The 27,000-nt window shown below is 45.6% G+C and carries 27 protein-coding genes, 1 pseudogene and 1 riboswitch; of the genes and pseudogenes, 13 read left to right on the forward strand and 15 right to left on the reverse strand.

Annotated elements, in window-relative coordinates; genetic code table 11:
- Positions 1-18: 18 nt before the first annotated feature.
- Positions 19-1,065 (reverse strand): ABC transporter substrate-binding protein, encoded by a 1,047-nt coding sequence (locus tag COP04_RS07175; RefSeq protein ID WP_100487343.1) that lies wholly within the window; start codon positions 1,063-1,065, stop codon positions 19-21.
- Between the two features lie 1,413 nt (positions 1,066-2,478).
- Here COP04_RS07175 and COP04_RS07180 point away from each other — a divergent pair.
- From COP04_RS07180 to COP04_RS19515, 6 genes are all read left to right on the forward strand, one after another.
- Positions 2,479-2,733 carry a hypothetical protein gene (locus COP04_RS07180; RefSeq protein ID WP_162297084.1) on the forward strand — a complete coding sequence of 85 codons (255 nt, stop codon included), beginning with the start codon at positions 2,479-2,481 and terminating at the stop codon, positions 2,731-2,733.
- A 235-nt stretch (positions 2,734-2,968) separates the two neighbouring features.
- A riboswitch (SAM riboswitch) is annotated at positions 2,969-3,067 on the forward strand.
- 649 nt (positions 3,068-3,716) lie between these two features.
- Positions 3,717-4,133, forward strand: coding sequence for a GNAT family N-acetyltransferase (locus COP04_RS07185; protein ID WP_100487345.1), 417 nt, complete (start codon positions 3,717-3,719; stop codon positions 4,131-4,133).
- A 214-nt stretch (positions 4,134-4,347) separates the two neighbouring features.
- Positions 4,348-5,658 carry an O-acetylhomoserine aminocarboxypropyltransferase/cysteine synthase family protein gene (locus COP04_RS07190; protein WP_100487346.1) on the forward strand — a complete coding sequence of 437 codons (1,311 nt, stop codon included), beginning with the start codon at positions 4,348-4,350 and terminating at the stop codon, positions 5,656-5,658.
- Between the two features lie 24 nt (positions 5,659-5,682).
- The gene (locus COP04_RS07195; RefSeq protein ID WP_100487347.1) at positions 5,683-6,813 is read left to right on the forward strand and encodes an iron-containing alcohol dehydrogenase family protein; all 1,131 of its coding nucleotides are present in this window, start codon (positions 5,683-5,685) and stop codon (positions 6,811-6,813) included.
- Positions 6,810-7,952, forward strand: a complete 1,143-nt coding sequence (locus tag COP04_RS07200; protein WP_100487348.1) for an amidohydrolase — start codon at positions 6,810-6,812, stop codon at positions 7,950-7,952. Before COP04_RS07195 ends, COP04_RS07200 begins: the two co-directional genes overlap by 4 nt.
- An 80-nt stretch (positions 7,953-8,032) precedes the next feature.
- Positions 8,033-8,173 carry a hypothetical protein gene (locus COP04_RS19515; protein ID WP_157800223.1) on the forward strand — a complete coding sequence of 47 codons (141 nt, stop codon included), beginning with the start codon at positions 8,033-8,035 and terminating at the stop codon, positions 8,171-8,173.
- Positions 8,174-8,204: 31 nt separating this feature from the next.
- On the opposite strand, the pseudogene COP04_RS20225 reads toward COP04_RS19515, so the two are convergent.
- Positions 8,205-8,408, reverse strand: a pseudogene (locus COP04_RS20225) (methionine ABC transporter permease); the annotation flags it as partial.
- A 235-nt stretch (positions 8,409-8,643) separates the two neighbouring features.
- Between COP04_RS20225 and COP04_RS07210 the strand changes: the two are divergent.
- Positions 8,644-8,979: a DsrE family protein gene (locus COP04_RS07210; protein WP_100487349.1), complete on the forward strand. Its 336-nt coding sequence runs from the start codon at positions 8,644-8,646 to the stop codon at positions 8,977-8,979.
- Between the two features lie 224 nt (positions 8,980-9,203).
- Here COP04_RS07210 and COP04_RS07215 read toward each other — a convergent pair whose 3' ends face one another.
- From COP04_RS07215 to COP04_RS07235, 5 genes are all read right to left on the reverse strand, one after another.
- Positions 9,204-10,031 carry an energy-coupling factor ABC transporter ATP-binding protein gene (locus COP04_RS07215; RefSeq protein ID WP_100487350.1) on the reverse strand — a complete coding sequence of 276 codons (828 nt, stop codon included), beginning with the start codon at positions 10,029-10,031 and terminating at the stop codon, positions 9,204-9,206.
- Positions 10,018-10,869 (reverse strand): energy-coupling factor ABC transporter ATP-binding protein, encoded by an 852-nt coding sequence (locus tag COP04_RS07220; protein ID WP_100487351.1) that lies wholly within the window; start codon positions 10,867-10,869, stop codon positions 10,018-10,020. Before COP04_RS07220 ends, COP04_RS07215 begins: the two co-directional genes overlap by 14 nt.
- On the reverse strand, positions 10,866-11,630 hold the full coding sequence (locus COP04_RS07225) for an energy-coupling factor transporter transmembrane component T family protein (RefSeq protein ID WP_157800224.1): 765 nt from the start codon (positions 11,628-11,630) through the stop codon (positions 10,866-10,868). Before COP04_RS07225 ends, COP04_RS07220 begins: the two co-directional genes overlap by 4 nt.
- Positions 11,631-11,766: 136 nt before the next feature.
- The gene (locus tag COP04_RS07230; protein ID WP_100487353.1) at positions 11,767-12,375 is read right to left on the reverse strand and encodes an ECF transporter S component; all 609 of its coding nucleotides are present in this window, start codon (positions 12,373-12,375) and stop codon (positions 11,767-11,769) included.
- Between the two features lie 155 nt (positions 12,376-12,530).
- Positions 12,531-13,478, reverse strand: a complete 948-nt coding sequence (locus COP04_RS07235) for a nucleoside hydrolase (protein ID WP_157800225.1) — start codon at positions 13,476-13,478, stop codon at positions 12,531-12,533.
- 322 nt (positions 13,479-13,800) lie between these two features.
- Between COP04_RS07235 and COP04_RS07240 the strand changes: the two genes are divergently transcribed.
- A complete protein-coding gene (locus COP04_RS07240) occupies positions 13,801-14,814 on the forward strand; it encodes a G1 family glutamic endopeptidase (protein ID WP_100487355.1) in 1,014 nt (337 codons plus the stop codon).
- 275 nt (positions 14,815-15,089) lie between these two features.
- On the opposite strand, the gene COP04_RS07245 is transcribed toward COP04_RS07240, so the two are convergent.
- The 5 genes from COP04_RS07245 to COP04_RS07265 form a co-directional block, all read right to left on the reverse strand.
- Complete coding sequence (locus COP04_RS07245; protein WP_100487356.1) at positions 15,090-15,518, reverse strand: CBS domain-containing protein; 429 nt, start codon at positions 15,516-15,518, stop codon at positions 15,090-15,092.
- Positions 15,519-15,642: 124 nt separating this feature from the next.
- Positions 15,643-16,455, reverse strand: a complete 813-nt coding sequence (locus tag COP04_RS07250) for an energy-coupling factor transporter transmembrane component T family protein (protein ID WP_100487357.1) — start codon at positions 16,453-16,455, stop codon at positions 15,643-15,645.
- 4 nt (positions 16,456-16,459) lie between these two features.
- Positions 16,460-17,317, reverse strand: coding sequence for an energy-coupling factor transporter ATPase (locus COP04_RS07255; protein WP_100487358.1), 858 nt, complete (start codon positions 17,315-17,317; stop codon positions 16,460-16,462).
- Complete coding sequence (locus COP04_RS07260; protein ID WP_100487359.1) at positions 17,304-18,164, reverse strand: energy-coupling factor transporter ATPase; 861 nt, start codon at positions 18,162-18,164, stop codon at positions 17,304-17,306. Before COP04_RS07260 ends, COP04_RS07255 begins: the two co-directional genes overlap by 14 nt.
- Positions 18,165-18,243: 79 nt before the next feature.
- Entirely contained in the window at positions 18,244-18,819 is a 576-nt protein-coding gene (locus tag COP04_RS07265) for an ECF transporter S component (RefSeq protein WP_100487360.1), read from the reverse strand.
- A 208-nt stretch (positions 18,820-19,027) separates the two neighbouring features.
- Between COP04_RS07265 and COP04_RS07270 the strand changes: the two genes are divergently transcribed.
- Together COP04_RS07270 and COP04_RS07275 are read left to right on the forward strand one after the other, a co-directional pair.
- Positions 19,028-19,300, forward strand: a complete 273-nt coding sequence (locus COP04_RS07270) for a glutaredoxin family protein (protein WP_100487361.1) — start codon at positions 19,028-19,030, stop codon at positions 19,298-19,300.
- Positions 19,301-19,523: 223 nt separating this feature from the next.
- On the forward strand, positions 19,524-20,183 hold the full coding sequence (locus COP04_RS07275) for a VTT domain-containing protein (protein WP_100487362.1): 660 nt from the start codon (positions 19,524-19,526) through the stop codon (positions 20,181-20,183).
- 559 nt (positions 20,184-20,742) lie between these two features.
- On the opposite strand, the gene larD is transcribed toward COP04_RS07275, so the two are convergent.
- The gene (gene larD, locus COP04_RS07285) at positions 20,743-21,453 is read right to left on the reverse strand and encodes a D/L-lactic acid transporter LarD (RefSeq protein WP_100487363.1); all 711 of its coding nucleotides are present in this window, start codon (positions 21,451-21,453) and stop codon (positions 20,743-20,745) included.
- A 327-nt stretch (positions 21,454-21,780) separates the two neighbouring features.
- On the opposite strand from larD, the gene COP04_RS07290 reads away from it, so the two are divergent.
- Positions 21,781-22,494, forward strand: a complete 714-nt coding sequence (locus COP04_RS07290; RefSeq protein WP_239984797.1) for a helix-turn-helix domain-containing protein — start codon at positions 21,781-21,783, stop codon at positions 22,492-22,494.
- A gap of 109 nt (positions 22,495-22,603) precedes the next feature.
- On the forward strand, positions 22,604-23,056 hold the full coding sequence (locus COP04_RS07295) for an acyl-CoA thioesterase (RefSeq protein ID WP_100487365.1): 453 nt from the start codon (positions 22,604-22,606) through the stop codon (positions 23,054-23,056).
- Between the two features lie 210 nt (positions 23,057-23,266).
- Here the strand turns inward: COP04_RS07295 and cls are convergent, their stop codons facing one another.
- On the reverse strand, positions 23,267-24,715 hold the full coding sequence (gene cls, locus COP04_RS07300; protein WP_100487366.1) for a cardiolipin synthase: 1,449 nt from the start codon (positions 24,713-24,715) through the stop codon (positions 23,267-23,269).
- A gap of 247 nt (positions 24,716-24,962) precedes the next feature.
- Here cls and COP04_RS07305 point away from each other — a divergent pair, with 247 nt between their 5' ends.
- The gene (locus COP04_RS07305; RefSeq protein WP_100487367.1) at positions 24,963-26,075 is read left to right on the forward strand and encodes an AI-2E family transporter; all 1,113 of its coding nucleotides are present in this window, start codon (positions 24,963-24,965) and stop codon (positions 26,073-26,075) included.
- Here COP04_RS07305 and alsR read toward each other — a convergent pair.
- A complete protein-coding gene (alsR, locus tag COP04_RS07310; RefSeq protein ID WP_100487368.1) occupies positions 26,065-26,970 on the reverse strand; it encodes an acetoin biosynthesis transcriptional regulator AlsR in 906 nt (301 codons plus the stop codon). The two genes, COP04_RS07305 and alsR, sit on opposite strands and share 11 nt — an antisense overlap.
- Between the last annotated feature and the right edge of the window lie 30 nt (positions 26,971-27,000).

The following is a 27,000-nucleotide window of genomic DNA, read 5'->3' on the forward strand; positions in this document are numbered from 1 at the left end:
ATTGCATTGCCGAATCTCTTATTGAATGCCTTTTTCCTTCAAGAAAGAGCGGTTGACAAGTGCATCCACATCGACATCCTTTGAAACGACACCAATCTTCTGCAGACTCTCAGCCACTTGCAAGAAGTCTTGTTTGCCGCCGTTATATGAAGCTTCCCAGTTATACGTCTTCATAGCTGCCAGATTTGTCAATGGATTTCCGGCAACATATTTGTCTTGAACCTGAAGCCGAGCAGCTTCAGCCTGATGTTTTGCAACCCAGTTTGTCGCTTCCTGCATTGCCAGAGTGTATTTGCGGGCAATTTCCGGATGCTGCTGGGCCAATTGATCAGACACATAGGCGACACAGCAATATTGAGTGTTGAATGGTTTCGTAGATGCCATGCTTGCCAAAATATGAAATCCATATTGCTTTACGGCAATTTCAGTATCTGGATCTTCAATGGCGATCGCATCAACCTGACCTTTGGACAGTGCAATCGGCAAGTCAGAGGCATCGTAGGTCACAAACTGCACGCTCGAATTATTCGTTGTGACATTCAGACCTGCATTGGCAAGATACCGTTTTGTAAAAGTCGCTTCACTGCCGGCCACTTCAGCGACGCCGATCTTCTTGCCCTTAAGTTGTTTCGCCGATGTTATTTTTGAATTTTTTCCGGTAAGGATTGAGACACAACCGGTGTGCAACCCGGTTGTGATTTTCAAGTTTGCACCATTCGCCAGCGGCTGAACCAGAGCGGCTAACATCGTATTGGATGCATCAACTTTATTTGCCGTGATCGCGTCGAGGCCGTTCGTACCCGCCGACAGTTTGACAAGTTGGTATTTTAGTCCCACTTTTTTAAAGAAGCCCTTTGCTATAGCAATTTGCTGTGGTGCTTCACAGACACCGGATTCATCTGCGAGTCTTAAAACATAATGATCATTTTTGGAAGTAGTTCCGCTGGCTGAATTGCCTGCAGTATAGCGATTATACGTGAACACACCTGCAATCAGTACGACCACAATGACAACCACTGAAACAATCCACCGTGTCAAATGTTTTTCCTGTTTTTTCTCTGCCATTCTGTATGCAACCTCCAATGAATAATGATTAAATTTACAAACTAAATTTAGTGAATAACTGATTTTGTAATAATCAACTCTGTTTTGCTGCTGATTCGATGTTGTCGCTGCTATTTGTACCTTCTCTTTTTATGTAGCTCCAAATATCGGCTGATCATTGCTGATTGTAAGCATATCTGAACAGCTGCTTTGCTGCCCGTTATTCCAGTGTGAACAGTGGCTGACACGCTTTTCAACTTTTTCCCTCGCTGCAGGAGGATAGAGGCTCTCTGCTCGTTCAAGATACTTTATCTAAGCGGTCAGCGATCTTCGGATTGCTCAGGAATTTAACTGTTTGACGAGTATGAGCATCGTATCGTTCAACTCGCAACGATAAACTTTCACACTTTCAAATCTTCAAACCTTTCCAGCACAAATAGTAATGAATTAATCGGGTGACCCCGGCAGTACGTAGAACCTTCAGCACGCATTTTGGTAGTAATAGCTGGTTCTAATTATAAATAGTAAACCACTTTATATACTGAGGATTAGGGACTAAGAAACTGCGATAGTGTTAATTTTTGATGGGTATTAAGGTTAACACTGTCAATGATTACTGTACTTAGTTCTACATGACTAACGCAATGGCGGATTCAGCCACAACGGCAGGCGTGTAGTCCAAAGGACGGGATTAGCAAGAAGCTGCAAAGATGTTATTCACAAGCGCCGAGGTACTATCTTCATGTGCCGCTGCTGCGATAGCATCTAAATCGACCAAGTCAATGCCTGATTTACCGGTAGTTCCAATATGGGCAGCCTTAGCACATGCATTAACAGCGGCAGTAGAGTAGAAATCTCAGGTTTTTAAAAATCTGTAAAATGCGTTTAGTCTTGGTAAACATCATCTGTTAAGTTGGGCCAGCACATGATTCGCTTTGATCCACTTGTGGTCCGGCATGTACGTGTAAAGTTTTGAAATCAAACTATGTTTTGTTCAAACAAAACCAGCTCCCTTTTATAATAAAAGTGACAAAACTAATATGCAGTGTTCTGATGTTTACAAATAGCGTTGGTGGGCCAGCACGTAAACTGAAAGGCCTTGGTGCTTGATCGGTGGCTGCTGTTTAAGAACCGGTAGTTTGCTCTTCACATCAACGCGTAATGATTAACAAAGAACGAACTGCTTTAATTGACGCTTAATTTAAACCGTTCGATTACATTTGTCAATCCCCTTAAACTAGATTGTGATTTTAAAAATTAAATGTCGACAGCGCTGCGAAAAGTTGCGGAAATGGCGAAATTGTTGTCCGTAAGGCAAATTTTAATATGATATGTCTGTGTTCGTTAATCGTCTCGTCTTCTTCGGAAAGGCAGAATAAAAAATTAAAAAAGCGAGTAATTTCTTTTTATGTTCTGTGCTCAACCGGCTTGGGGGTGCATTATGTACTGACAACGCAAACCAACACGGTCAACAGCTATCTTTATCTGTTTGATCCTTATCTTGACGAGGATTTAAAGTATGCGGACGGGATGTCCAATTGGCAGGCTATACCGTATCACTTTAACCGGCAAGTTCCGTTCAGTTTTTTTGAAGCAGATGACGATAAAAAAGTCTATGTACTTGAACCAAAAGATCACTGCGAGGTTATTGTCCTGGCGCGGGCAACTAGGAAGTTTTCAACTGATTGATTGACGAAGTTCTGTGGATCAAACATGAAACGGTTACGAGAAAAGAAGAAAATACTATTTTTTCTATAGTGGTTTGCCTCCATTATGAGCAGCCATACTTTTTGATTGACATATAATACGCATGACTTATAATTTAGCTAATGATCAGTGTTGCAAATTTCTGAAACACGTCCGGGCACGATCAGGCAGAAACGTTTCGTATGATTTGCTTTTTAAAAAAATTGAATATTAAACATTCTTATCAAGAGTGGCGGAGGGACTGGCCCAATGAAGCCCGACAACCAGCACAGTGTGTATGGTGTCAATTCCAGCAGGGAGATCTGAGAGATAAGAAAACAGGATGAAGCCACCAATGTTTTCTTAATCTTTTAAGAAAACATTTTTTTATTGCCTATTTCCGGTTTTCTGGGGTCTTCGGAAACGTATCGACGGAGTACTTTTCAGCAGACGTATTCATGTACAGGATCAATTAAAAGAGCTAAAAAATTAGAGTGAAAACGAATGTCGGACAGGGAAAATGATGGATCCGCTTATATGAACGAGATGCTTGTGACGGGTTTTCCTTGTTTAAAATCATGAGGAATTGTGCGCGGAGTAATTTATGACTTTTGCAAAAGAGCTGATCACATGTGAAAGCGTTCGGAAGATATTTATTTCAACTGTATCAGTTGCTTATCTGGGATCTCGGTTATTTACCATGGGAGTCGGAAGCCTTCTGCGACGCAACCTCCAGAATGGACGATCATGAGTAAATCTGCCGGACCAAGAGTTTTTATTGTTGAATGTTAAAAAATCTCCTGTCCGATTTTTCTAAGGGGCAGGAAGAAAATTGAGAGGGGGATCAGATAAGTTGAAACTTGATTCACTAATAGTAAAAGGAATTGATTCAAAAGAGAATCCATCTCTTGGCGGACCTGGCGCAGGCACTGGAAAAAGCGAAACGGTAAAGGGCAAGTAAAAATAAGTCTGGAGTGGGTAAGAAAATGGAGATTCGCAAGATGGTACCCGATGACTACGAAGCAGCTTATGATTTATGGTCGCGGGTACCGGGAATGAATTTACAGTCATTGGATAACAGTTACGACGGGATCGTCCGGTTTATTCGGAAGAATCCTGAAACGAATTTTGTTGCTGTGGAGGATGAGCGGATTGTCGGCACGATTCTCGGTGGAACAGATGGACGCAAGGGTTTTATTTACCATACGGCGGTTGACCCTGCCTGTCAGCGCAGAAAAATCGCTTCCTATTTAATTGATCGAGTTTGTGCAAATTTTAAACAGCAGAAGATCACAAAAATCGGCTTGTTTATTGTCGCCGAGAATGACGGCGGTAAAACATTCTGGAGGAAAAAAGGTTGGAGTTTCCGGCCGGACATCCTCTATCTCGACCGGGATTTATAAGCGGTGGATCAGAAAGTTAGTGTATGGTTCTGGGGGAAAAACACATAGGCAGATGAAAAGTAACCTGTTTTTTATGATCATACAGCGTGTGTAGCTTGTATGGATCCTGACGTTGAGTAAACTGGTCGTGATTCGGAACGGCTGCGCGCCCTTCATTCAGGCTGTCTCTGATAGAACCGGCTGATGGATTTATTTAAAGCAGGAGGAATTTTGAATGGCAGAGAAGAAACAGGAAAAATTTGACACTTTGAAGATACACGCGGGGTATGATCCGAAAGAACATAACTATGCTTCATCAGTTCCGATCTATCAAACTGTCGCGTTTGGCTTTGGCGACTCAGGGCGGGCAGACCGGCTTGTTAATTTCAAGGAAAAAGGCTTCAGTTATACCCGGATGGGTAACCCGACCACCGCCGTTCTGGAAAGACGGATTGCGGATCTTGATGGTGGTGCGGATGCAGTCGCTGTGGGTTCTGGCATGGCTGCGGTTTCCTATACAATTCTCAATCTGGCCGAAGGTGGCGGCAGGATCGTTGCTGCCGCAAATATTTACGGTTCGAGTTTTGATGAGTTTCGCACGCTTTTTCCAAAATATGGCATTCATTTTGATTTTATCGATGATATCAATGATTTTGATCAAGTTGAATCCGCTATCAAGGAAGATACGAAAGCGATCTTTGTGGAGAGCGTGACCAATCCGACAACGGCCGTGACGGATGTGGCGGCTCTTGCCCAACTGGCACACAGACATGGGATTCCTCTTGTCGTCGATAATACCTTCCCGACGCCCTACCTGTTTAACCCAATCCGCTATGGTACGGATATTGTTGTCTATTCGTCAACAAAGGGGATCAGCGGGCATGGGGAAGTGATTTCCGGCCTGATCGTTGACGCAGGAAACTTTGATTTCAGCAACGGCAGGTTCAAACAGTTTGAAGAAAAAGAATTTGTCTTGGGAAGTGAGGAAGAGCATGAGCAGAGAAGCTTTGTAGAAGCATTCGGCAATAAAGCCTTTATCGCCCGGATTCGAATCAAATATCTTCGCCTGTTCGGCGCCGTGCTGAGTCCGTTCGAGTCTTATCTTGTCCTTCTTGGCATTGAAACCCTGTCAGAGAGGCTGGCCAAACAAGTTGCCAGTGCAAAAAAGATTGCGGAGTTCCTGGCAATAACTCCACATGTCAAAGCTGTCCAGTACTCCGGCTTGTCTGATCATCCGCAGCATGAGCTGGTAAGAAAATATTTTCCCAGAGGTGTCGGAGCTATTTTTGCATTCGAAGTGAATGGGACAGAGGAGCAGGCGAAGAAGATTCTGGATTCGGTGAAAATTTTCAGCTACCTGCCTAATGTGGGCGATGCGCGGTCGTTGATTGTGAATCCAGGTCGGACGACGCATCGTGAAATTCCTTCGGTCAACAAAAAACAGAGCGGACTCTCCAACACGGTGATCCGGCTCTCGATCGGTCTTGAAGACGTGGATGATCTGATTGGTGATCTGGATCAGGCGATTCACAAAGCGTTTGAATAATAAAGTTTTCGGGAGGGAAACCAGATGGATCTTGGAAAAATTGTCAGGGGCGGCCCGAGCCAGTATATCTGCTTGGATGATGCGATTACTCATCTGGATGAGATTGCTGTACCCTTCTCGTCGATACACATCGTCACGGGGGAAAAATCATTTGCGGCTTTCCAAAAGATCTATAAGAAAGAAGTCAGATGGCCGATTCATCGCTACGACGGTACATCCAGTCATGAGGACATGGACCGTCTGGTGAAAGAAATCGGACAGGCCGATCTGATCATCGGTATCGGCGGCGGCCGTGTCTTGGATACGGCTAAGGGGGTTAATCATCGGCTGCGGTCGCAGTACATTTGCATCCCGACCGTGCTTGGGACGTGCTCGGCTTATACGCCGCTCGCCATTATCTACAACTCGCAGCATGTTCATATCGGCAGGGATCATTTTGAGGAGTCGGCTTATGCCGTGCTGGTTGATCTGTCTTTATTGATCGATTCGCCGAAAGATTATTATATCGCCGGCATCGGGGATACGCTGGCCAAATGGTATGAAGCAAAATCAATTCAAAAGGATGAAGCCCAGACGGCGGATCCTTTTGTTTCACTGGGACTGGATGCCGCGCTGGATACAAAAAAACTGTTGCTTCGTTATTCAGGGGAAGCGGTGGCAAGCCTTGAAGCGCACCAAATCAGTCCGGCTTTTCGCGTTGTCTCCGATGTCATTGTTGGCCTGTCCGGAACAGTCGGTAGTTTTGCCCGCGACTACGGTCGTGCTTCCGGAGCGCATGCAATCCATAATGCCATGAGCAAGATTCCAGAGACGTACCGTCTGCAGCACGGAGTCAAGGTCGCTTATGGCCTGCTTGTTCTTTTGCTGACCCAAGGTAATGAAGCGGAAGTGAGGAAACTTCTGCCCTTTTACAAAAAGATTGGACTCAGATATTCGCTCGACCAGTTTGGCATTAGTAATGTGAATCAAGCAAAAAGGGTCTTGGCAACAGAATGTGTCGAGACAGAAATTGGGTTTTATTTTGTTTTTAAGAAGATTAGTGTCGATTTTATCCTGAATGCGATCAACAAGGTTGAATCGTTTGTTACTCAGACAGATCAGAACAAACAGTCTGTATACCCGAATGCCTACAAGGCAGGTGAGAAACAGGTATGACTGAAGAAAAACTGGACGAGAAAATTCTGGCGATTTTTAAAGATCTGCATCAGCATCCGGAACTGTCCGCACAGGAATTCGCAACGACTAAAAAAATCAGACATTGGCTGAGCGAGCGGTCAATCACATTGCGGGAGACTGATCTGCCGACCGGAGTTTTTGCTGAGATTGCGGGAGATCCGAATGGACCGGTTGTAGGGCTACGGGCCGATATTGATGCGCTGCCGATCAAGGAACAGACCGAAGTCCCATACAAATCTCAGAACGATGGCGTCATGCATGCCTGCGGCCATGATTTTCATACAAGTGCTTTGCTTTGGGCGGCTTATTGGCTCAAGGAAAAACAGGCAGAACTTTCGGGCACCGTACGTTTGATTTTTCAGCCGGCTGAAGAGGCGGAGCATGGCGGCCTTCAGGTTGTCAGAGATGGACAGTTGAAGGGGCTTGATGCAGTTATAGGCATTCACAACAAGCCGGACTTACCCGTCGGGACGATTGGGATTAAGGCTGGACCGCTCATGGCGGCGTGTGACAAATATAGGATCACTTTCCATGGGATCGGCGGGCACGCAGCTATTCCGGAACGGACCAAAGATTCGATCGTTGCCGCTTCTTCGTTTATTCAGACGGTTCAGACGATCGTCAGCCGGAATATCTCTCCGAAGCATGAAGCTGTTGTCAGTGTCACCAGCATTCATGGAGGAGACGTCTGGAATGTGCTCCCCGGGGAGGTCGAACTTCTAGGCACAGTGCGCACGTTTTATGACGAGGACCGTGATCTGATCATCAACCGGTTTGAGGATATTGCTAAGGGACTGGAGCGGGCTTATGGCGTACAGGTTCGCGTGGAATGGGGCCAGGGAACACCGTCTGTATTGAATGACGAGAAACTGACCCGGATTGTTCAGACGGCGAATCAGACAGAAGTCAAGGTGGTGACACCGGAGCTGTCGGTAGCGGGCGACGACTTCTCCTGTTTTCAGCGGGAAGTTCCCGGAGTTTTTGTGTTTGTTGGATCCGACGGGCCCCAAGACTGGCATCACCCCTCCTTTCAGGTAGATCCCGCAGGAATTCGCGTAGCCGCTGGTTTTTATTATCGTTCCGCGATTGCTGTTTTGAAAGATTTAAATAAAGAATGAAGTGAGACGCGGGAGAACGGACCAATTATGCAGCTTGGCCGGACGCACTGAGCGTTTGACGCAGAGGAGGCAGATACACGATGGGGAAACAATTAAAATTCGGTGATTTTCTGATAGGAACAGGTCACCACATTGCTCTTGGCGAATCAGGCAAGTATCGGCTGATGGCGCACAAAACTTCAGTTCCTTCAAAATATCGTATCTATTGCCGAACAAGGTAAGCTGGATATGCTCGTGTAAGTGACAGTCTCTTTCCACCGTCATGGTCCCCACGGCCTTTGCTGCCTCCAGAATGCCCGGATCAATATCCAGCAGAGAGTTTTCCACAAGTCGTCCTATGTAAGGTGAGACGTATAGGACTAATGGAACAATTGCGGCAGTTGTTCCGATCATCGTATGAACAGCCAGCCGCGTAAAGGGAAGGATCGCAATCAGTAAAATAATAAACGGCAGTGAACAAATCTAGGCAGTGCTGTCTAACTATGCAAGTATGAAAGAGAGCTCCAGGTCTTATACGGGAACTCTCTTTCTCTGCGGTTGCGGCTATCATCACAGCCCGCCCGCTCCGTACTATGATGATTTGTGCTGCTTTTTTTCAGCGTGCATTTGAATGCTGTGATTATCATATCCTTATAAATTAAAGTGGCGATGACGTATAATAAAAATAGAAACAAAAAGGGAGATTGAAACCATGCATCCTGTGTATCGTGTCATTTTTCACATCGACGAAGAAGACAAGTGGCCACTTTTACTTGGAAATGTTAAAAATCTTTTGGCAAGCCAAGACCTTGCTGAAATTGAAGTAGTGGCCAATGCAGCTGCTGTCGCTGCTTATCAATCAAAAGAATTTGTGACTCAAATGACAGATCTTAATGGTCAAGGTGTACAATTTGTTGCTTGCCAGAATGCACTAAATGCACAGCATATTTCGAAAGAGGATCTTCTAAAGTTTGTCTCTGTCGTTCCGGCGGGAATTGTAGAATTGGTGAAAAAGCAAAATAGTGGTTATGTATACATTAAGCCATAAAGCGGGCACTCACATCACCGGCATCTCTTGATAATGAGTATGCCCGCAACTTAAGATTTATCGGCTAAACTGGCTGAAGCGTTAGCAAGTCACCTTCTCATGTACGAATATGCGCATTATTGACTATATACAGAACATATAGCAAACAAGAGTCCGCAAGCCTTGCTTTCCAAAGGGTTTCGGACTCTTGTTCTTATAGATTATTTACTAGATACTATACGCGTTCAGCTACGGCCCGTCTTTAATTTCTGGCGCTCCCGAAGGCGGTCCGCTACAAATTGTTCTGCAGTCAAATAGGCTTCATCATATCCGAGCTGATGGCTTAGCTGCGTCACATGCGGCGGCTCGAGATCGGCCGCGCGAAGCGCATCTGTTTGTGAAAAAACTGATTTCGTGTCACTGTCGATTCTGACTTTACCATCCTGAAAGACGATCGTTCTTTTGAAGGTTTCAGCGACAAAATCCATATCGTGAAGAATAGAAATGACCAGCTTTCCCTCACGCTCAAGTTTTCTGATTAATGCTTTAATCAAGCGTTTGCCCGGATAATCCTGGGCCATTGTCGGTTCGTCCAGCAGCACAATCCGGGTATCCATGGCCAAGATTGAAGCGATGCTGACCAACTTGCGCTCGGAGAATGAAAGATCATACGGGTTGTCGCGCACTTTGCTTTCCAGTCCGACCTGCTCCAGCGCTCTTTTTGTATTTTCATCCGCCTCTCCCGCAGGAATTCCGATGTTGAGTGGACCAAAAATGACCTCATCGTAAACACTGCTTTTGAAAATCTGATCACCGGGATTTTGAAATACAAGTCCGATATAAGCCGCCAGTTTTGCAACGCTGATTTGTTTTGTGTTGGCGCCGCAAATCAGTATATCGCCAGACACAGGTTTCAGAAGGCCTTTGAGAAGCTTGACAAATGTTGTTTTCCCGGCACCATTCTGCCCGATGATCGCTGTGCTGCTGCAGTCAAATGTCAGATTAATTCCCTTTAACAACTCATCGCTGTCCGGATAGGAAAAATGTAGATTTTTAACTTCAATTAGATTCATTGAATTTTTGCACCTCATTTACCGCTTCGTGAAGTGTGATCGGATAGAGGCCTGATTGCTGATTGCGAATATCGAGCCCTCTGCAGATTTCAGTGAAAACCGGCGGACGTACGCCATGTTCCGCCAATTGATTGAGAGAGAATAATTTCGCCGGTGTATCAAAAGCAACAATGTTCCCTTGATCCAAAAGCATCACACGATTGGCATGTTCAGCGATTTCCTCGATTTTGTGCTCAACCATGATGATCGTCATTCCTTGTTTACTCAGGTGCTTAAGCGCTCTGAAGACTTCCCGGGTACCCTGCGGATCAAGTTGGGAGGTAGGTTCGTCAAGAACCAGTAATTCGGGCCGCGTCACAAGAATACTGGCAATTGCGACGCGCTGCATCTGGCCACCGGAAAGCTCAAATGGATTTTTGTCATGTAAGTTTTTAATTTCCAGTAAATTTAATGTATCATCAATACGCGCGAGCATCTCCGGCTTGGGTACGCCAAGATTCTCCAGGCCAAAGGACAATTCCTCAGTCACTGTTTCTTTTGCCCCGCTCATTTGTGTATAAGGATTTTGAAAGACAATGCCAATTTTTGGGGAAAGATCGCTTAACTTGCTCTCTTTAACATTAATTCCGTCAATTCTCACCGAACCGCCGTATGCACCTTTGAAAAAGTGGGGAACCAGACCGGTCAGAGCTGCGCATAGAGTTGATTTACCCGCCCCATTTCGGCCGATAACACCAATAAATTCGCCTTGTTCAACTTCAAAGCTCAGTCCTCTGAGCGCGAGTTCGGCAGTCAGCGGATACCTGTATTGCAGATTGGTGACGGTAATTTTACTCATAGCAGCCTCCACACGATTGAAGCAATCAAAAGCATTGCCAGAATTATTCTGACCGGCGTCTTGTATTTGTAGACGATTTCGTCATGGAAATAAGTTCGTTCCACAGTGGCACTGAAGGCTCTGGCCTCCAGTGCCATCGCACGTTCCCGGGTGCTTACAAGGGCGTTGATCATCACAGGACCGATCAGAGGGAGAAGGGCTCTGGCCCGGACAAAGAGGTTTCCTTCTGTTTCCAGCCCTCTTGAACGCTGAGCATCGGAAATCGTCTTCATAGTTGTAGTCATCTGTGGAATAATCTGAAAAATCGAATTGATCACATAACCTATCCGATGCGAGAGCCCCTTACGCTGAAGCGTCTCAACCATATCAGAAGGGCGTGTGGTCAAGACTACAAGCGAAAAAGCAAGCAGTATATCCAAAAAACGCACGATGATTGAAGAAGCATAAATCAGACCTTCCTGGTAGAAATGAACAGGGCCGATGGAAAACAGTATAATATGATAGCCCGGCATAAACGCGCTTTGCACAATGACAACGGATAAAAGCACAAAGAGAGAAAGCGTGATAACCGGAATCATTTTTTTCATAGCCCTGGCACAAATGATCAAAATCATGTTTATCAGGACAGCAAGTATACCGATTGTCTCTGAGCCGGAAATGATCGGGGCCACAATGAACACGAAAATGTAAACGAGTTTGGTTAAGAAATCCGCATCGTGAACAAAAGACTTCTTATCGACATATAAAGAAATAGATTTCAATGCGATCTCTCCTCATTAACTTCAGTCAGTCATTGGACGGACGGCTCTGATACTTGAGTAATCCGGACGGGCACTTCCGATAGCACTGCTAAAGCCTGAAAAATTCCATCATTCAGTGGCAACAGATCCATATGATTTAATCAAGACTTGTGGTCTTCTGGCTATTGTCATATAGGATGGTCAAGCTCTTGGGTAAAACGCGAAAAACTGCAAAAGCAACGATCGAACTGATAATCTTATCGGGAGCATCCACGGATATGTTATCCACGAACGATGAGAGGATTGCGTTAACATGGTGTGCATTCAGAAAGGCAAACGCGGCGTCACCCCAGATATTGCCGGTCTGTCCACCGTAATAAACATAGTTCAGCGGTACAGAAATGATCGATGACACGAAGGCAACAATCACCCCGAAAATAATGATCTTCCATAACCTTCCTGCCATACCGTAATAGGCAAGAATACCCGAGGCGATGCCGATGCCTATACTGGCAATGCCGTAGACGGCTGAGGCAGGGCTTATAGTCAGGCCATAGATAATATTATTGATAAAACCGGACAGTGCACCCAGAACCGGTCCGCCGAGAATGCCGGCAAAAATGGTTCCGATTGAGTCCAGCCAAAGCGGAAGCCTGAGCGTTTCGGCGAACAGCTTGCCGATGTAATTGATGGCTACGGCAGCAGGAATTAAAACAATTGAAGCCGTATTCAATTTGACCATCCATAAGTTTCTTTTCTTATTCATGAAAAATCACGCCTTTTTTAATTATTGGGTTATTCCAAACGAACAGAGTATGAGCAAAAGATGATATCAAAATAATTCAATCTGCTTTAAGTTTGAGTGGGTAGTTCTGATCGGCGCTTTCTTCGATTCTTAGGAACCGCGTATACAGGCAGCAGCTAATTGCGGTAATGCGAGCAACTGTCGAAAATAAAGTCATTAAATGCAGTTCGGTCCACCTGAGTCACAAAGTCTACATTTTCAGGCCGGCCTGTCAGATGATGCAAGTCAACCAGCGTGCACCCGTAACATTGTCCTCCACCGGTATCAATATCAACACTGACCCGTTGGATGCCGGAGAACAATTCGGGTTTCAATTCATAGATGACTGTGCATGCATCATGAATGGCGACCCCATCCAGCCCCATTTTTTCTGAGTATCCCATGTAATAATGGAGAAGATCTTCAAGCATCCGGCTTGCCCTATTTTCAAGAATGGCGATGTGTTGAATATCCTGGCGTGTTGTATAGGCCTTATAGGTAACATCCAGGCCAAACATGGTGATCGGGACACCGGAACCAAGGACGATTTTTGCGGCTTCCGGATCAACGAACATGTTAAATTCGGAGACAGGGGTCATATTTCCGGCGAGACTGCTGCCGCCCATCAAAGAAATATGATCTATTTTCGTCTTCAGCTGCGGCCGGACACTAAGCACCTGAGCGATATTGGTCAGCGGCGCGGTCGCGATAATCGTAATTTTTTTCTCTGACCCTTCGAGAATTTTTGAAATGAGATCAAATGCGCTCATTTTATTCGGCCGGATCATATCCTCGGTTATATTCATTCCCTCCAGGCCTGTCTTTCCATTTGCCTTTTCCGCAACGGCAAGCGGTTTGATCAATGGCTTTTCAGCACCGCAGGCTACGGGAACCTCTACGTTCAGATGCCTGGCGATTCTCAGCGCATTATGGAATGTCTTAAGTACAGTCTGATTGCCGGCCGCGCAGGTAATTCCCTTGATATCAAGCCGGTCCCGCCATGCAAAGGCAACCATCAAAGCAATCGCGTCATCAATACCGGGGTCACAGTCGATCAATATTGATTTTGTTTCTGACTGATCCAACCAATCCACAATCCTTTCCGAATGACTTATTATTTTTCGAAGCTGCTGTCCCTCCCCCGGAGCAGAAAAAGCTGATCATTATTTTCTCAGGATATATGAGATTATAGGAATCGATCCCTTTATTCAGCCTCAGCCACTCATTAGAAATCTAAAACTTTACATCTGTCTTGACACATATCATGTCATAATTTGAGATTAATGGCAAGTCCATTGGATCTGTTAATATGATGTAATATTTAATACAAAGCGTCTTTCTGGTGCGATGCGTAGTATGATAATTTTTGAAAAATAGCTTATTTATCAGGAGGGGAGAAGGAATATTTTGAAAGCAAAATTAATCAGTGCCTTAACTTTAACCATCGCTGCTGCTTTCACTATTGTTCTTCTGACGTATACCCATTCCAATCAGGCCGATCCAGTTAACCAAAATTCGACGGTTCATGAGTGGGTTGCCGCAGGGCATGCGCAGAGGGATGCAGTGCCGTACCCTGTCAGGCAGCAGGAACCTTCACTTGCCCCGATGAGTCTTCCTGCCCAGACCGAGGAGTCGTCGAACTGGTCCGGTTACGCGGTGACTCCGGCCGGTTCTCGACTGTATACGTCAGTCAGTGGGAACTGGACCGTACCGAAGGCTTCTGGCATCTCGTCCTCTTCCAGCGCTCAATGGATCGGACTCGGCGGCATCAGTTCAAGCAGTCTTCTTCAGATGGGGACGATTGAGCAAATTCAGAGGAATAGTGAGACGGCCACTCTTTTCTGGGAACAGCTTCCCGGCAGTGCGAAGAATATTATGAATGTACCTGTCAGATCACAAATTTCCGCAAGCATTTTTCGAAGCAATAATGAAATATGGTCACTGCAATTTAAAGTGACCGAGCCAAATGGTAAAAGAATCACGAAAACTGTTTCAGTCAAACTAACGGCCAGCTATGAGAAGGGGATTGAAACTTCTGCTGAATGGATCAGCGAAGATCCATCCAGCGGTAGCGGAGGCTTATATCCCCTGGCCAGTACAGGGGTTGTAAATTATACCGGAGCAACAGTAAATAACCAGCCTATTTCCGAAAATGGAAATAGCGTTCAGCCACTGGCTATGGTCAGTTCGGCAAATGGATTATTGATTGCTCCATCAAGCCTGCTTTCTAATGGAACGGGATTTTCAACAGAAAGTACGAGTATGGGTAATCATTATTCGTCCCAAGGAGGGTATGGAACACCTGAAATATCTGAAACACCTGGAATTTCAGAAATGCCTGGCATACCCGGGGTATCCGGAATGCCTCATCATTTCCATGTAGGGCGTCACTATTTTCGAAGATGGGTCCGAGGATATTGAAGAATGGGTGAAATAAAAAGCATCCAAGTGATAAATGCAAATAAAATTCTTTACTCAGAACGGGACAAGCGGCAGTCTGAATAGATTTTGAACCCAATGGAGTTAAAGCTAAACTGAAATGAACGAAAAATGAACTGAGTTAAGAAGAGCTCGAACCGAATCGAGTTAAAAACAAACATGGGACATGAAATTGAATCCAATGAAAAAGAAGGGGGAGGCCCCTTCTTTTTCAATAAATCAGATCTGGACAAGCAGTTCTTATGACCTGCAGAGAGTCAGTACGTATTAGATGAAATGCCGGAAAGCGCTGCTTCGGCTTCATCGCGGTAACGGTTTTCCGTTGCCAAGTCACCCAAAGCAACGATACCGACCAACCGGCCGTTGTCGACGACGGGAAGACGGCGGATCTGGTTTTCAGACATCAGTTTAGCGGCTTCATGAACGTCCATATCCGGGGTTCCCGAAATCATGTTGTCGCTGGTCATACATTCATCGCAGCGTACCTGGTTGTCGTCTTTCCCCTTAGCAGTTGAGCGCAAGGTGATGTCACGGTCGGTGATGATCCCTTCCAACCGGCCATTGTCGACGACAGGGATTGAACCGATATTGTTTTGACTCATCAGTTCGGCAGCTTCTTTAAGTGTCTGATCCGGCGAACAGCTGACCACATCATCCGACATAATTTCTCTAAGTGTTTGAACCATTGAAAATCCCCCTTTCAATCATTAAATTACCCATGATCGATGCAAACCATAAAGAAGGGAGGGAGGGATTTAATGGCTGCCGGCGTATTTCCGGTAAAACGGTCGGGTTGGCGGGATTGGCAACTTATTCCGGAATAATCGGAATAAAATTTAGTGCGATTGTAGCACAGAAGGCAGCAACACACAGAGTCAGAGCAACGGCGTCAGCGCGTGTCAGGGTGAGGGTGTTCATCCGTGTCCTGCCTTTATCGCCGTGATAGCAGCGACATTCGATCGCATTCGTCAGTTCAAAGGCACGGCGAAAAGAAGACATAAAAAGCGGAAGGACAACCGGGGAATAGGATTTAATCCGTTTGATTGGACCACCGCTCCCAATTTCTGCACCGCGCGCTTTTTGCGCATCTGTAATACGGCTGATTTCTTCGGCCAGTGTCGGTATAAACCGTAGGGTAATCGTAATCATCATCGCAAGTTCTCCAACCCTGACATGGATTTTTTCCAAGGGACTTATCATCTGCTCCAGGCCGCTTGTAAGCGCGCTGAGCGATGTCGTATAAGTGATCAGCGAACTACCCGCGATCATTGCGGTCAGGCGGATCAGAAAGCCGAGGCCGACGAATAGGCCTTGCTTTGAAATATGAATAAAGTAAAAATGAATGACCGGGTCTCCGCTAACGTAAAATATATTAACGATCGCTGTAATCAGGATGACGGGAATCAACGACCGTATCCCGCTGAAAATCTGCGCTGCGGAAATGTGTGAACAGGCAATCATCAGAATAAGAACTGCGATCAGGAAGGCAAGACTTGCCGGACTTCTTGAGATAAAAGCCATGATGATGAAGCAAAAGGTCAGCGTAATTTTGACTCGCGGATCCAGCCGATGCATGATGGACTTGCCGGGCAAATATTGCCCGATCGTGATATCGCGTGCCATGGAATCACCTGACCTTTCCGAACAAACGCAGAATTTCTTCTTCAGCCCGATCAACGGTCAAAATGCGGGTATTGACCGGATAGCCGGCTTTTTTTAACCGGATGAGCACTTTGGTAATTTGCGGGATATCCAGACCCAAAGATTCCAGCTGTTCTGCGCTTGCAAAAATGTCGGCTGTTTTTCCGGACATGATTAGTTTTCCGTTGTCAATAACAGCTACTTTCTGCACGCGTTCGGCAATATCTTCCATACTATGTGAGACGATAATTACTGCGCGGCCGGTCCTGAGACGATAATTTTCAATCTGGTCAAAAATCCGTTTGCGGCCTTCAGGGTCGAGCCCTGCAGTCGGTTCATCCAGCACAAGAACGCTAGGTTCCATCGCCATGACCCCGGCGATGGCAACCCGTCTCAGTTCGCCTCCGGATAATTGGAATGGATTTCTTTCCAGATAGGATTCGTCAAGTCCGACCAGGTCAATGGCGGCCCTCGCTTTGTCTAGCGCTTCCTGATCACTGAGTCCCATATTTTTCGGACCATAGATGATGTCCTTTAAAACAGTATCTTCGAAGATCTGCGATTCAGGATATTGAAAAACCAGTCCGACTTTAAAGCGGATTGACTGAATGTTTGCAGGATGCTTCCATATGTTTTCCCCGTCAACGAGCACTTCACCCTGATCGGGCCGAAGCAGGCCGTTCATATGCCTGATTAAAGTGGACTTTCCCGAGCCGGTGTGTCCGATAATGCCGATAAAATCTCCCGGCTCAACAGAAAGCGATAGATCTTTTAATGCCATTTTTTCAAATGGGGTGCCCCTGCCGTAACAGTAGGACACGTGTTTTAATTTAACGACGGGCATTTTCTTCCTCCAGTGCAGCGATAATGGAGCGGGTGCATGCTTCGACATCAATAATTTGATCAGGAACGGAAATACCGCGGTTCCGCAGCTTCACGCACAGTTCGGTTACCTGGGGCACGCTGAGATGCAGTTTTTCTAGCAGGCTGATTTCCGTGAATACTTCCTGAGGGGGATTGTCACGTATCACTTTGCCCTGTTCAAGGAGAATGACACGTTTGGCCTGGGCGGCTTCATCCATATTGTGGGTGATCAGAACTACAGTGATGCCAAATTGGCGGTTCAGATGCTTAATCGTCCGAATCACGTCGGCTCTTCCCTTCGGATCAAGCATGGATGTCGGTTCGTCAAGGACAAGGCACTTTGGCCGCATGGCGAGAATACCGGCGATGGCGACCCGCTGTTTTTGTCCACCTGAAAGCTTGAACGGCGTGTGATGTCGATACTCAATCATGCCGACAGCCTCGAGTGCCTCATCGACCCGCCTGCGGATTTCGGTTTGATCCAGCCCCAGATTTTCCGGCGCGAATGCCACATCCTCTTCAACGATGGTTGAGATGATCTGATTGTCCGGATTCTGAAAGATCATGCCGATCGTCTGGCGGATGGTGAGCAGGTTTTTTCTATTCTGCGTATCCATGCCATTGATCAGCACCTTTCCATCCGAGGGAAGGAGGAGCGCGTTAAAGTGTTTGGCAAGTGTTGATTTGCCGCAACCGTTGGGCCCCAGAATGGCTATAAATTCCCCTTCATTTACATCCAAATTGATTCCGTCAAGAATCCAGGTTTTTTTCGTCTGGTTCTGCAAATATTGAAAATGGAGATCATCTATGTGGATCAGAGGTGTCATGCCGACCTCCTTTTGAATAAGTAGGTATAAAAAAGTTCGGGCAGATAAAATTCTGCCCGAACTCATCATACAGGTTTCGTTAAGCTTTGGAAACCCCTTTGTTGGAGTTGAAAATGTCGAGTCCTTTTTTAAGCGGGATATAGAGGACGGTTACGATAATGACAGTGGAAACGGCGTTGATGGCCGTTGCCGGAAGGCTCGTGAAAGAACCAATGACAGCCGGGCCGAATGCACTGCCTGTAACCAGCAGCGTGATTGCGCCGTGAATAAATTCGAGCACAATCTTCGATGCACCAGCAATAACCGCGATAAAGAAAATATTGAGTACTGTGTCGTTGTGTTTAAACAGGCGGAGGGCACCGGCAACAACTGCTGCGACAATCACAGCGAGAATGACAGTGACCGGGGAAGTCGAGGCATAGCCGTCAACCAGGTCGGACAACCCGAGTCCGACTGCTCCGGCGATTCCGCCTTTCACGCCGCCCAGAAGCAGGACAGATAATACAAGAAACGCGTTCCCAAAATGGATGAATGGACCGCCAACAGCTGCAGGCAGTTGAAAGTGCAGGACAAATACCCCTAAGAATGTGAGTGCCGCAAACAAACCTGTCAGTACAATATCTCTGACTTCGAAAGAATTTTTTTCTTTACTCATGCTAATTCGCCTCCGAATAAATAAGATGAGTTCCAATGCCAATAAAACCAACCAATATACAAGGATTAATTAGGATAAATTTTACTCTTCTTGCCGGGAACTGTCAACAGCTCGCACGGGATGGTTGGTGACGATACAGGCAGCTGACGGGACGACCTCGCCATTAATTTGTTAAAATAAAAGAAGAATCAGAGAGGAGGGTTGTCGAATGGCGGAGAAAAAAGTGCTGATGATCACAAAAACGGTCTGTCCATACTGTGAACGGGCTAAGATTGTGCTTAACGAAGCACTGGACGGGAAATATAATGACGAAATTGAATACTTCGTACGTGAAGATGATGAGGCGCGTTTTGCTGAACTTCAAAAGAAGTATCAGTTTATGACGGTGCCGACATTCATTGATAAAAAGAACGGTTCAGTTCTGAGCGATTCACAGGAAGCAACGATTACGGCTTTTCTGAAAAAAGCGATCGGTGCCTGAAATGGCTGAGCTATAAACAGCAAGCAGACTGCAAGGGGACGGTGACCCTTCCAGTCCGCTTTTTTTTGCTTTAAGACGTGATTTTCAGAATCTCTTCAGAATTGGAGGTTAGAATTAAACTCTGGTGTTGAAAAATTGCATATAGCACTTTCATAATCATATAAATTTCGGTAGGATAGTTAGTGAACGTGTTTTTGACAACCGAACTGAAGGAGACAATTGAATGAGCTCTTTATCGTGGATTCTTGACGTTTTTCTCCATATTGATAAATTTTTGCTTCAGATTGTGAATCAATATGGAATGTGGACTTATGGCATTTTATTCCTCGTTATTTTTATTGAAACCGGATTGGTTATCTGTCCATTCCTGCCGGGTGATTCGCTGCTTTTTGCCGCAGGGGCCATCGCGGCGCATAATAGTTCAGGTATCAATCTGCTGGCACTGATCGTTCTGATCATTTTTGCCGCAGTCCTTGGGGATACAGTAAATTACTGGATTGGCCGTGAAATCGGGCAGGGCCTGGAGAGCCATCATATGCTGAACAGGCTGATTAATAAGGAAAAAATGGACAGGGCACAGCAATTTTTTAATAAATACGGTGGATTCGCGGTGTTTATTGGACGTTTTATCCCTTTTATCCGGACATTTATCCCGTTCATCGCCGGCGGCAGCCGAATGCGCTATCCATTTTTCTTCTTGTATAACGTTCTAGGTGGTGCTGCCTGGTCACTCGTCGGCCTGCTCGCAGGTTATTTATTCGGGCAGATACCAGTGATCAAAGCTCATTTTTCTCTGATCATGCTCCTGATCGTTTTTATTTCGCTTATTCCTATTTTGCTGGTCTGGATTAATCATACGTTCCGCAAAAAAAAGACCATCTAACTTTTTAAAACTGAATGGCTAGTGAGATGTCCTTTGGAGGGCATCTTTTTTTGTATAAACAATGATTCACCTGAATATCATCCGGGAAGTTCATTAAATGTGAATTCGGCTGAAATTCATCTTTTCCATAAATTTAAAGTGGCGCATTGGTTGCGCCAGCTCAAAAAAAAGATGTAAATGAATAACAATATATTCGTTATGATTTAATGTTGGAATTTTTATTATCGCTAGGAAATCTAAAATTGTTAAAGAACGGGAATGAGAAACAATCGTGCAAAATACGCGGCTTTGCGTAAAAGTTAAAAGGGGAGAGAAATATAGAGGCGATCCGAAAACTGCCACATGATTCCTCGCGAACCAGCCTGCATAATCGTTGCAAGTTGTAACGGCTATATAGGAAATTTTAGATGTTCCGCATCGCATTACGGCAGTATGCCCATAAAGGCAAGATACCGGGCGTTACTAGTGAATATGTAAAATAAAAAGCCTGCAGTTCAGTGGAATACTCTGATCTGCAGGTTTTATGATGCTCTATATGGTTTTTTGAAGGATGCTGGAGTTAAGCGCCAAAGAACCATTTGAAAAATAAGGCTGCACAGATACCGCCCGCGAAGGGTGCAATGCCAGGGACAATGATTCCGTACTGCCAGTCATTGCTTGCTTTGCCGCCGGGGATCGGCAGAATCGCATGTGCGATTCTTGGTCCCATATCGCGGGCGAGGTTCATCGCAAATCCGGTCGGGCCGCCCATGCCCATGCCGATACACCACACGAGCAGGCCGACTGCTATCGGGACAACGCCCGGTGTGTGAACAGCCGAAATGGCCAGAATGGCAAGGATAAAAATAAATGTATCAACAAATTCGACAAAAAAGTTGCGCGGCAGATTGCGTACATTTGGATTAGTAGAAAAAATATTTCTGATTTTAACTCTGTCGATGTCCACAGAAGCTTTGAACTGATCGGCATAAGCGATGTACACAACGACAGCTCCGAAAACACCGCCCAAGACTTCTGCGGCGCTCATAGGAATAACGCTTGACCATGGAATGTTGCCCAGAATCGCCTGAGCGACAACCATTGCCGGATTAATGCAAACATTTCCAAAAATAAATAATGATACCGTGATGCCGAATCCCCAGGTCGTAATAGCGAAGATATGACCGGACCCCTGGTATTTCGACGTGTTCAGTACTTCGCAGCAGTGCACGCCGACACCAAAAATGATCATCAGCGCCGTACCCAGGAATTCCGCGACTAATTGATGCATTTTCTCAAGTTTCCCCCTGAATAATGTTTTAACAGAAAAAGTATATCGGCAATGTGGGAAACCGTCTTTTCCATATTATCGATTAATTTTATCCATTTTTAAGAGAATACGTTTTCAAAATGCAAACTTCTTGATTTATAGGAGTTGACTATAAAAATTGTCGCAAATTATCGAATGACAGCGGTTTAGATCACATCTTGTAACAACATTGTCACATCACGGATTCAGATTTTTGTTATACTCCTATTTGTGGGTTTGCAAGCTTATAGTAGTGTAGCTTGAAAAAACAATGGTAAGACCTGATTGATGAATAGAGGAGTCGACGCTGTGCGTGACATCTGTTTTAATATTACGTCCTATGGGTCGGAACAAAACCGTCTGAATGAGACGCATGTCAAATTGCTGATTCCCATCCAGGGAAATGTAGGCGTCATTACCACTGGGAGCAGGAAGATAGTGACCGGCACACAGATCTGCCTGCTGCCCCTTCGCTATGCTTATTCTGTTTGTTCTTCCGGTTCTAATGAGAGCTTGGTCGTAGAGATGCCGGAGGGGTATGCCCATCTTTTTATAAAAGACATAATGAATGAACGTGAAGGACTTGTCCGCGAGATTGATGAAATCCTTCAACCGGTCAAAGCGCTTCTGATTCACGAAATTATGCATCAAAATCATGAAGAGGCTGTCCTACTTCTGAACTATCTGCTTCATAAAATGGCGGAACAGCCGGAGAGCCAGTCGCTCCGTTTTATCCGCAGGCATTACGCTGAGAAGATTGACATAAAGGCGCTTGCCGAAATGGAGCATTATACACCCTCTTATTATTGCGGCTGGTTCAAAAGAAAAATGCAGATGACACCTTTGGAATACATCCACTTTTTACGGATCCACCGGGCCAAAGAACTTTTACGTGATTCAAAGCTAAGCGTGCTGACAATTTCCTATCAGCTCGGCTATGAATATAATGCATCATTTACAAAGATGTTTAAAAAATATGAACAGCTTTCGCCTTCTGAATATCGCGCCGCGCTGCAAGAGTGAATCTGACATATGATGTCTATATCGGTGCCTTCCGGTTCACTGCACCTGTTGTGTGTGATAAACTAGTCTCCATGAAGGAAATTTCGGTATTTATTGGGGGCTTTTTGAAATGATCACGACTAAACTTCCGGTTCGCTTTGTTGACTGCGATGCAATGGGGCATGTCAATAATGCGGTCTATTACACTTATTTTGAAGAGGGGAAACGCGAAATTTTCCGCTGGTTTACACCGAGCATGGATTTGAGCGACTGGAAAGTCATTGTGGCGTCGACACATTGCGATTATATTCATGAAATCAATTATGACGAGACAATCACGGTTTATACTTGGATTAGCACAATTTCGCATTCAAGCTTTGACGTGGAACACGCGATTGCTGATGAACACGGGAACTGGCACGCACGCGGACGTGTGACGCTGATCGGCTATAATTATAAAACAAAGAAAGTCGAGCCGCTGTCCGGTGAAATGAAAACGATTCTGAGACAGCACCAGGACGTGCCTGAAAACGTGCCTGAACTGCGCCAGATCAGGAGCGCCGGTGAGTCGGTTCGACGATAAAACACCAAAAAGAGCGCCTTTCATAGGCGCCTTTTTTTGACATCAATATTAAATTAAGAAGAACGGCATGAGTTCAAGCGAATTGGGAAAAATTCAACCCGAATGTGGGGAACAAGTTCGACCTAATTCTAGAAATAAAGGTTTGTGAGCATATTCACTGATTTCCCCTGACTAAAGGGAGCCCCGACGCTTTTTCGCAAAGCTTTTGTTTCATAGCACTGGAGACAGAAGACGGGAAATTGATTCTTTGAATTTGATCATCATTGGTCTTTTTTCATAATCTTCCATCGTCAATTCCCGCGAGAGCCTGATATCATTCTTGAAAATTTTCGCAAGCCTCCGGGCAGTCGGCTGATCATAAATGAATGCATTCACTTCAAAATTCAGGCTAAAACTGCGGAAATCCAGATTTGAAGTGCCAACGGTAGCAAGCCGCCCGTCGACAACGACGGTTTTTGCGTGCAGGAAACCGTTCTGATAGAGATAGACGCGCGCTCCTGCTTCAAGAAGAAGGCCAATATTTGAAAAAGTCGCCCAGTAAACAAACGGATGATCCGGTTTGTTTGGGATCATAATCCGCACATCCACATGCGAGAGGGAAGCAATAGAAATCGCATTGAGCAGGCTCTCATCAGGGATCAGGTAAGGCGTTTGAATATAGACATGTTTTTTTGCGGAAATAATCATTTTAATAAATGCATTTTTAATCTGTTCCCATTTCTTGTCCGGGCCGCTTGAGACAATCTGAATGCCGACTTCTCCATAATGAGTGGATGGATCAACGGCATAGTAATCCTGAAAAGGAACCTGTTCGCCGGAAGCCTGATTCCAGTCGAGAAGGAAGCGGGACTGGATACTGTTGACCGCTTCTCCGACAAGGCGAAGGTGGGTGTCGCGCCAGTAACCGAACTTCTCATTGAGCCCCAGGTATTCATCCCCGACATTGAAACCCCCGACATAGCCGATAATTCCGTCAATGATTGCAAGTTTGCGGTGATTTCGGTAATTGATACGCAAGTTCAGGAGCGGCAGGCGGCCGGGGAAAAAGGTATGAAACTTGCCACCGGCCTGTATCAGCCGCCGCACAAGTTTTTTCGACAGCTTGCGGGAGCCTTCATCGTCGACAAGCAAACGTACAACAACACCTTCCGAAGCTTTCTGGATAAGTGTGTCAATAATTTCATGACCCAGAAAGTCGCTGCGGAAAATGTAATATTCGATATGGATATTGTGCTTTGCCGAACGGATATCCTGAATCAGCTGTCTGAATTTTTCTTCACCGTCCGTGTAGATAGCCAAACGATTATTCAAGGTCAGCGGAGCCTCGTCATTATTCAGATTCATGTAAATCAAGCCGTGGTAATCTTTGAAAATCGGCTCTGAAAAAGGGTAATCCTGATTGACAATTTCCAGCATTTGTTTGTTGACGAGCTCTTTCGTGCGCTGATGGACATTGTGATCCCATTTGAAAATTTTTCTCCGGCTAAGATTCTGACCAAAGATTAAATATAAAATAAACCCGATAATCGGCAAAAAATTAAGGATCATTAACCAGGCCCAGGTTGAGCTGACACTCTTTCGTTCAAGGAAGACGACCATTGCGGCGAGAAAAATATTTGAAATAAAGATAATGGCTAACAAAATCGAAGTAATGCCCATTTAATCACATCCCTTCAGAAATGGACGACTGATGTTGTTAAAATTATACTCCTAAATCGGATCGGCACACCAGTAAGCCCATTTGCCGGCAATTGCCGCCTGCAGATAAAGCAGGCGGATGCAGCACAAAACCCACAGTATTCGTTGATTCATCAATCCTTCACGGGCTATAATAAGAAAAGATGCCTTCATTCATATAGTTTGAATACCTGAAGAGACGACGGAGAAAAAGGTGTGATCGCTGGACGTGCTGAAAAAACATGCGACGATAATTTTTTGGACACTCGAACTTCTTGCCCTGGCCTTGCTCATCTTTGTGCTGACAAAAGTTTCATTCATTTTTATCCCGATTGTTACGCTGATTACGACACTTTTTTTTCCAATCCTTGTGGCAGGATTTTTATTCTTTCTGCTCAGCCCGTTTGTCGATCTGCTTCATAGGTTCAGAATTCCGAAAGTTCTGGGAATCTTTCTTATCTATATTTTACTGGCAGGGCTGATTGCGCTGATTGTTACTTCCATCGGGCCGCCGCTCGGCAACCAGATAAAGTCGCTCTTTGCCCAGCTTCCGGACTATATCAACAACTGGCGGAAAAGCTTTGAGCAGCTAGCCGATACACGCGGTTTTAAATGGCTGATTCATCAGAACTATTATTCTATCGATCAGATACAGACAACCCTTTTGAACATGGTAAAAAATTATACCAATCATGCGAGTTCAGGGGTAACGACATTTTTTAACGTGATCGTCAACGTGACGCTGACGGTTGTCACGGTACCTTTCATTCTTTTTTATATGTTGAAAGACGGCAGCAAACTGCCTGAGGCTGTGACACGCTTCTTTCCGCAACAGTATCATTCGGAAGTGAGTCATATTTTGATCGATCTGAATACGACACTGTCATCATATATTCACGGCCTGATCATCGTGGCGACCTTCGTCGGTGTCAACTCAAGCATCGGATTTGCAATCATCGGGCTTCCATACAGCTTGCTGCTCGGCCTGATTGTCGGTGTCACAAATATCATTCCTTATATGGGACCTATTCTTGGGGCTGCTCCGGCACTTATTGTCGCTTTGATGGATTCCCCGTCAAAAGCTCTGCTCGTCCTTGCGGTGATTGTCATTGTCCAGCAGCTGGACGGCCACTTGATTTCACCGCTCGTCATGGGCAAAAGGCTGAACACGCATCCCTTGACTATTATTTTCCTGCTTCTTGTGGCAGGAAAGTGGATCGGTCCGATCGGGATGATTCTGGCTGTTCCCTGCTATGCAATGATTAAAACAATCATCATGCACATTGTCCGCCTGATCAGGCTGAGAAGGAAAAGCAAGAATGACAGCCTGATTAAAGATTAAATGGCTGCTCTTCTTTTTCACTGATCCGCCTGGTGAGCGAGATAAACTGCTTAAGCGCAGGATTGCTGTTCTTTTTTAAGTGGGCCATGGAGAGCACGGCATGGAGCGGATGGTCCTCGATCCTGCGGTAGACAACTTCCAGATTGAATAGCTTTTCAGCAGTCGCAGGGACGACGCCAATGCCGATTCCCGCGGAAACAAGTCCGACAACCATCTGATATTCGGTCGCTTCCTGGACAATTTTCGGAGTAAAATCGACATTCTGGAAGAGAGAAAGAAATTCATCATATAACCCCGGCCAGATTTCCCGGGATACAACGATAAAAGGCTTGTCCCGCAAATCCTCAATACGAATTTTGTCTTGGCGTGCGAGCGGATCATTCTTCGAGAGTGAAAGTGCGGCAAATCCGCGTTTGGCCGGGGCTGTTTCAATCAGTGAGCTACTCACCGGCGGATGGAGCAGGCCGACGTCGATCCGCCCGCCAATCAGTGCGCTGACCTGTGCCGGTGTCGACATTTCATGGAGGATGACAGCGACATGTGGAAAGATCCGCCGGTATTCTCTGATAAATTGGGGCAGAATATCATATGTCGCCGAACCGACAAAACCGATCACCAAGCGGCCAAATTCACCGCGCTGCGCTCGCTGTGCCGTGTCAACAGCCTGATCAATCTGTGCAATGGCTTGCCTTGCTTCGGGCAGGAAGAATTCGCCCGCGGTTGTGAGCTCGACGTGGCGTTTATTGCGCTTGAACAGCGTCACACCCATTTCTTCTTCAAGCTGCTGGATCTGCTTGCTCAAAGGCGGCTGGGTCATCTGCAGACGTTCAGCAGCGCGCCCAAAATGTAATTCTTCTGCTACGGTAATAAAATAGATCAAATGACGGAGTTCCATCCGGTTTCTCTCCTCTTAATTTTGGCTAAC

It is taken from the genome of Sporolactobacillus pectinivorans, from assembly GCF_002802965.1.
GTDB classification, from domain to species: domain Bacteria; phylum Bacillota; class Bacilli; order Bacillales; family Sporolactobacillaceae; genus Sporolactobacillus; species Sporolactobacillus pectinivorans.

Coding starts and splice junctions, on each gene's coding strand:
- COP04_RS07295 (WP_100487365.1), top strand. CDS start 22,604: ATGATCACGACTAAACTTCCGGTTCGCTTTGTTGACTGCGATGCAATG.
- COP04_RS07195 (WP_100487347.1), top strand. CDS start 5,683: ATGGATCTTGGAAAAATTGTCAGGGGCGGCCCGAGCCAGTATATCTGC.
- COP04_RS07250 (WP_100487357.1), bottom strand. CDS start 16,455: ATGGCACGCGATATCACGATCGGGCAATATTTGCCCGGCAAGTCCATC.
- COP04_RS07265 (WP_100487360.1), bottom strand. CDS start 18,819: ATGAGTAAAGAAAAAAATTCTTTCGAAGTCAGAGATATTGTACTGACA.
- larD (WP_100487363.1), bottom strand. CDS start 21,453: ATGCATCAATTAGTCGCGGAATTCCTGGGTACGGCGCTGATGATCATT.
- COP04_RS07210 (WP_100487349.1), top strand. CDS start 8,644: ATGCATCCTGTGTATCGTGTCATTTTTCACATCGACGAAGAAGACAAG.
- COP04_RS07270 (WP_100487361.1), top strand. CDS start 19,028: ATGGCGGAGAAAAAAGTGCTGATGATCACAAAAACGGTCTGTCCATAC.
- COP04_RS07255 (WP_100487358.1), bottom strand. CDS start 17,317: ATGCCCGTCGTTAAATTAAAACACGTGTCCTACTGTTACGGCAGGGGC.
- alsR (WP_100487368.1), bottom strand. CDS start 26,970: ATGGAACTCCGTCATTTGATCTATTTTATTACCGTAGCAGAAGAATTA.
- COP04_RS19515 (WP_157800223.1), top strand. CDS start 8,033: ATGGGGAAACAATTAAAATTCGGTGATTTTCTGATAGGAACAGGTCAC.
- COP04_RS07220 (WP_100487351.1), bottom strand. CDS start 10,869: ATGAGTAAAATTACCGTCACCAATCTGCAATACAGGTATCCGCTGACT.
- COP04_RS07200 (WP_100487348.1), top strand. CDS start 6,810: ATGACTGAAGAAAAACTGGACGAGAAAATTCTGGCGATTTTTAAAGAT.
- COP04_RS07245 (WP_100487356.1), bottom strand. CDS start 15,518: ATGGTTCAAACACTTAGAGAAATTATGTCGGATGATGTGGTCAGCTGT.
- cls (WP_100487366.1), bottom strand. CDS start 24,715: ATGGGCATTACTTCGATTTTGTTAGCCATTATCTTTATTTCAAATATT.
- COP04_RS07230 (WP_100487353.1), bottom strand. CDS start 12,375: ATGAATAAGAAAAGAAACTTATGGATGGTCAAATTGAATACGGCTTCA.
- COP04_RS07190 (WP_100487346.1), top strand. CDS start 4,348: ATGGCAGAGAAGAAACAGGAAAAATTTGACACTTTGAAGATACACGCG.
- COP04_RS07175 (WP_100487343.1), bottom strand. CDS start 1,065: ATGGCAGAGAAAAAACAGGAAAAACATTTGACACGGTGGATTGTTTCA.
- COP04_RS07275 (WP_100487362.1), top strand. CDS start 19,524: ATGAGCTCTTTATCGTGGATTCTTGACGTTTTTCTCCATATTGATAAA.
- COP04_RS07215 (WP_100487350.1), bottom strand. CDS start 10,031: ATGAATCTAATTGAAGTTAAAAATCTACATTTTTCCTATCCGGACAGC.
- COP04_RS07185 (WP_100487345.1), top strand. CDS start 3,717: ATGGAGATTCGCAAGATGGTACCCGATGACTACGAAGCAGCTTATGAT.
- COP04_RS07260 (WP_100487359.1), bottom strand. CDS start 18,164: ATGACACCTCTGATCCACATAGATGATCTCCATTTTCAATATTTGCAG.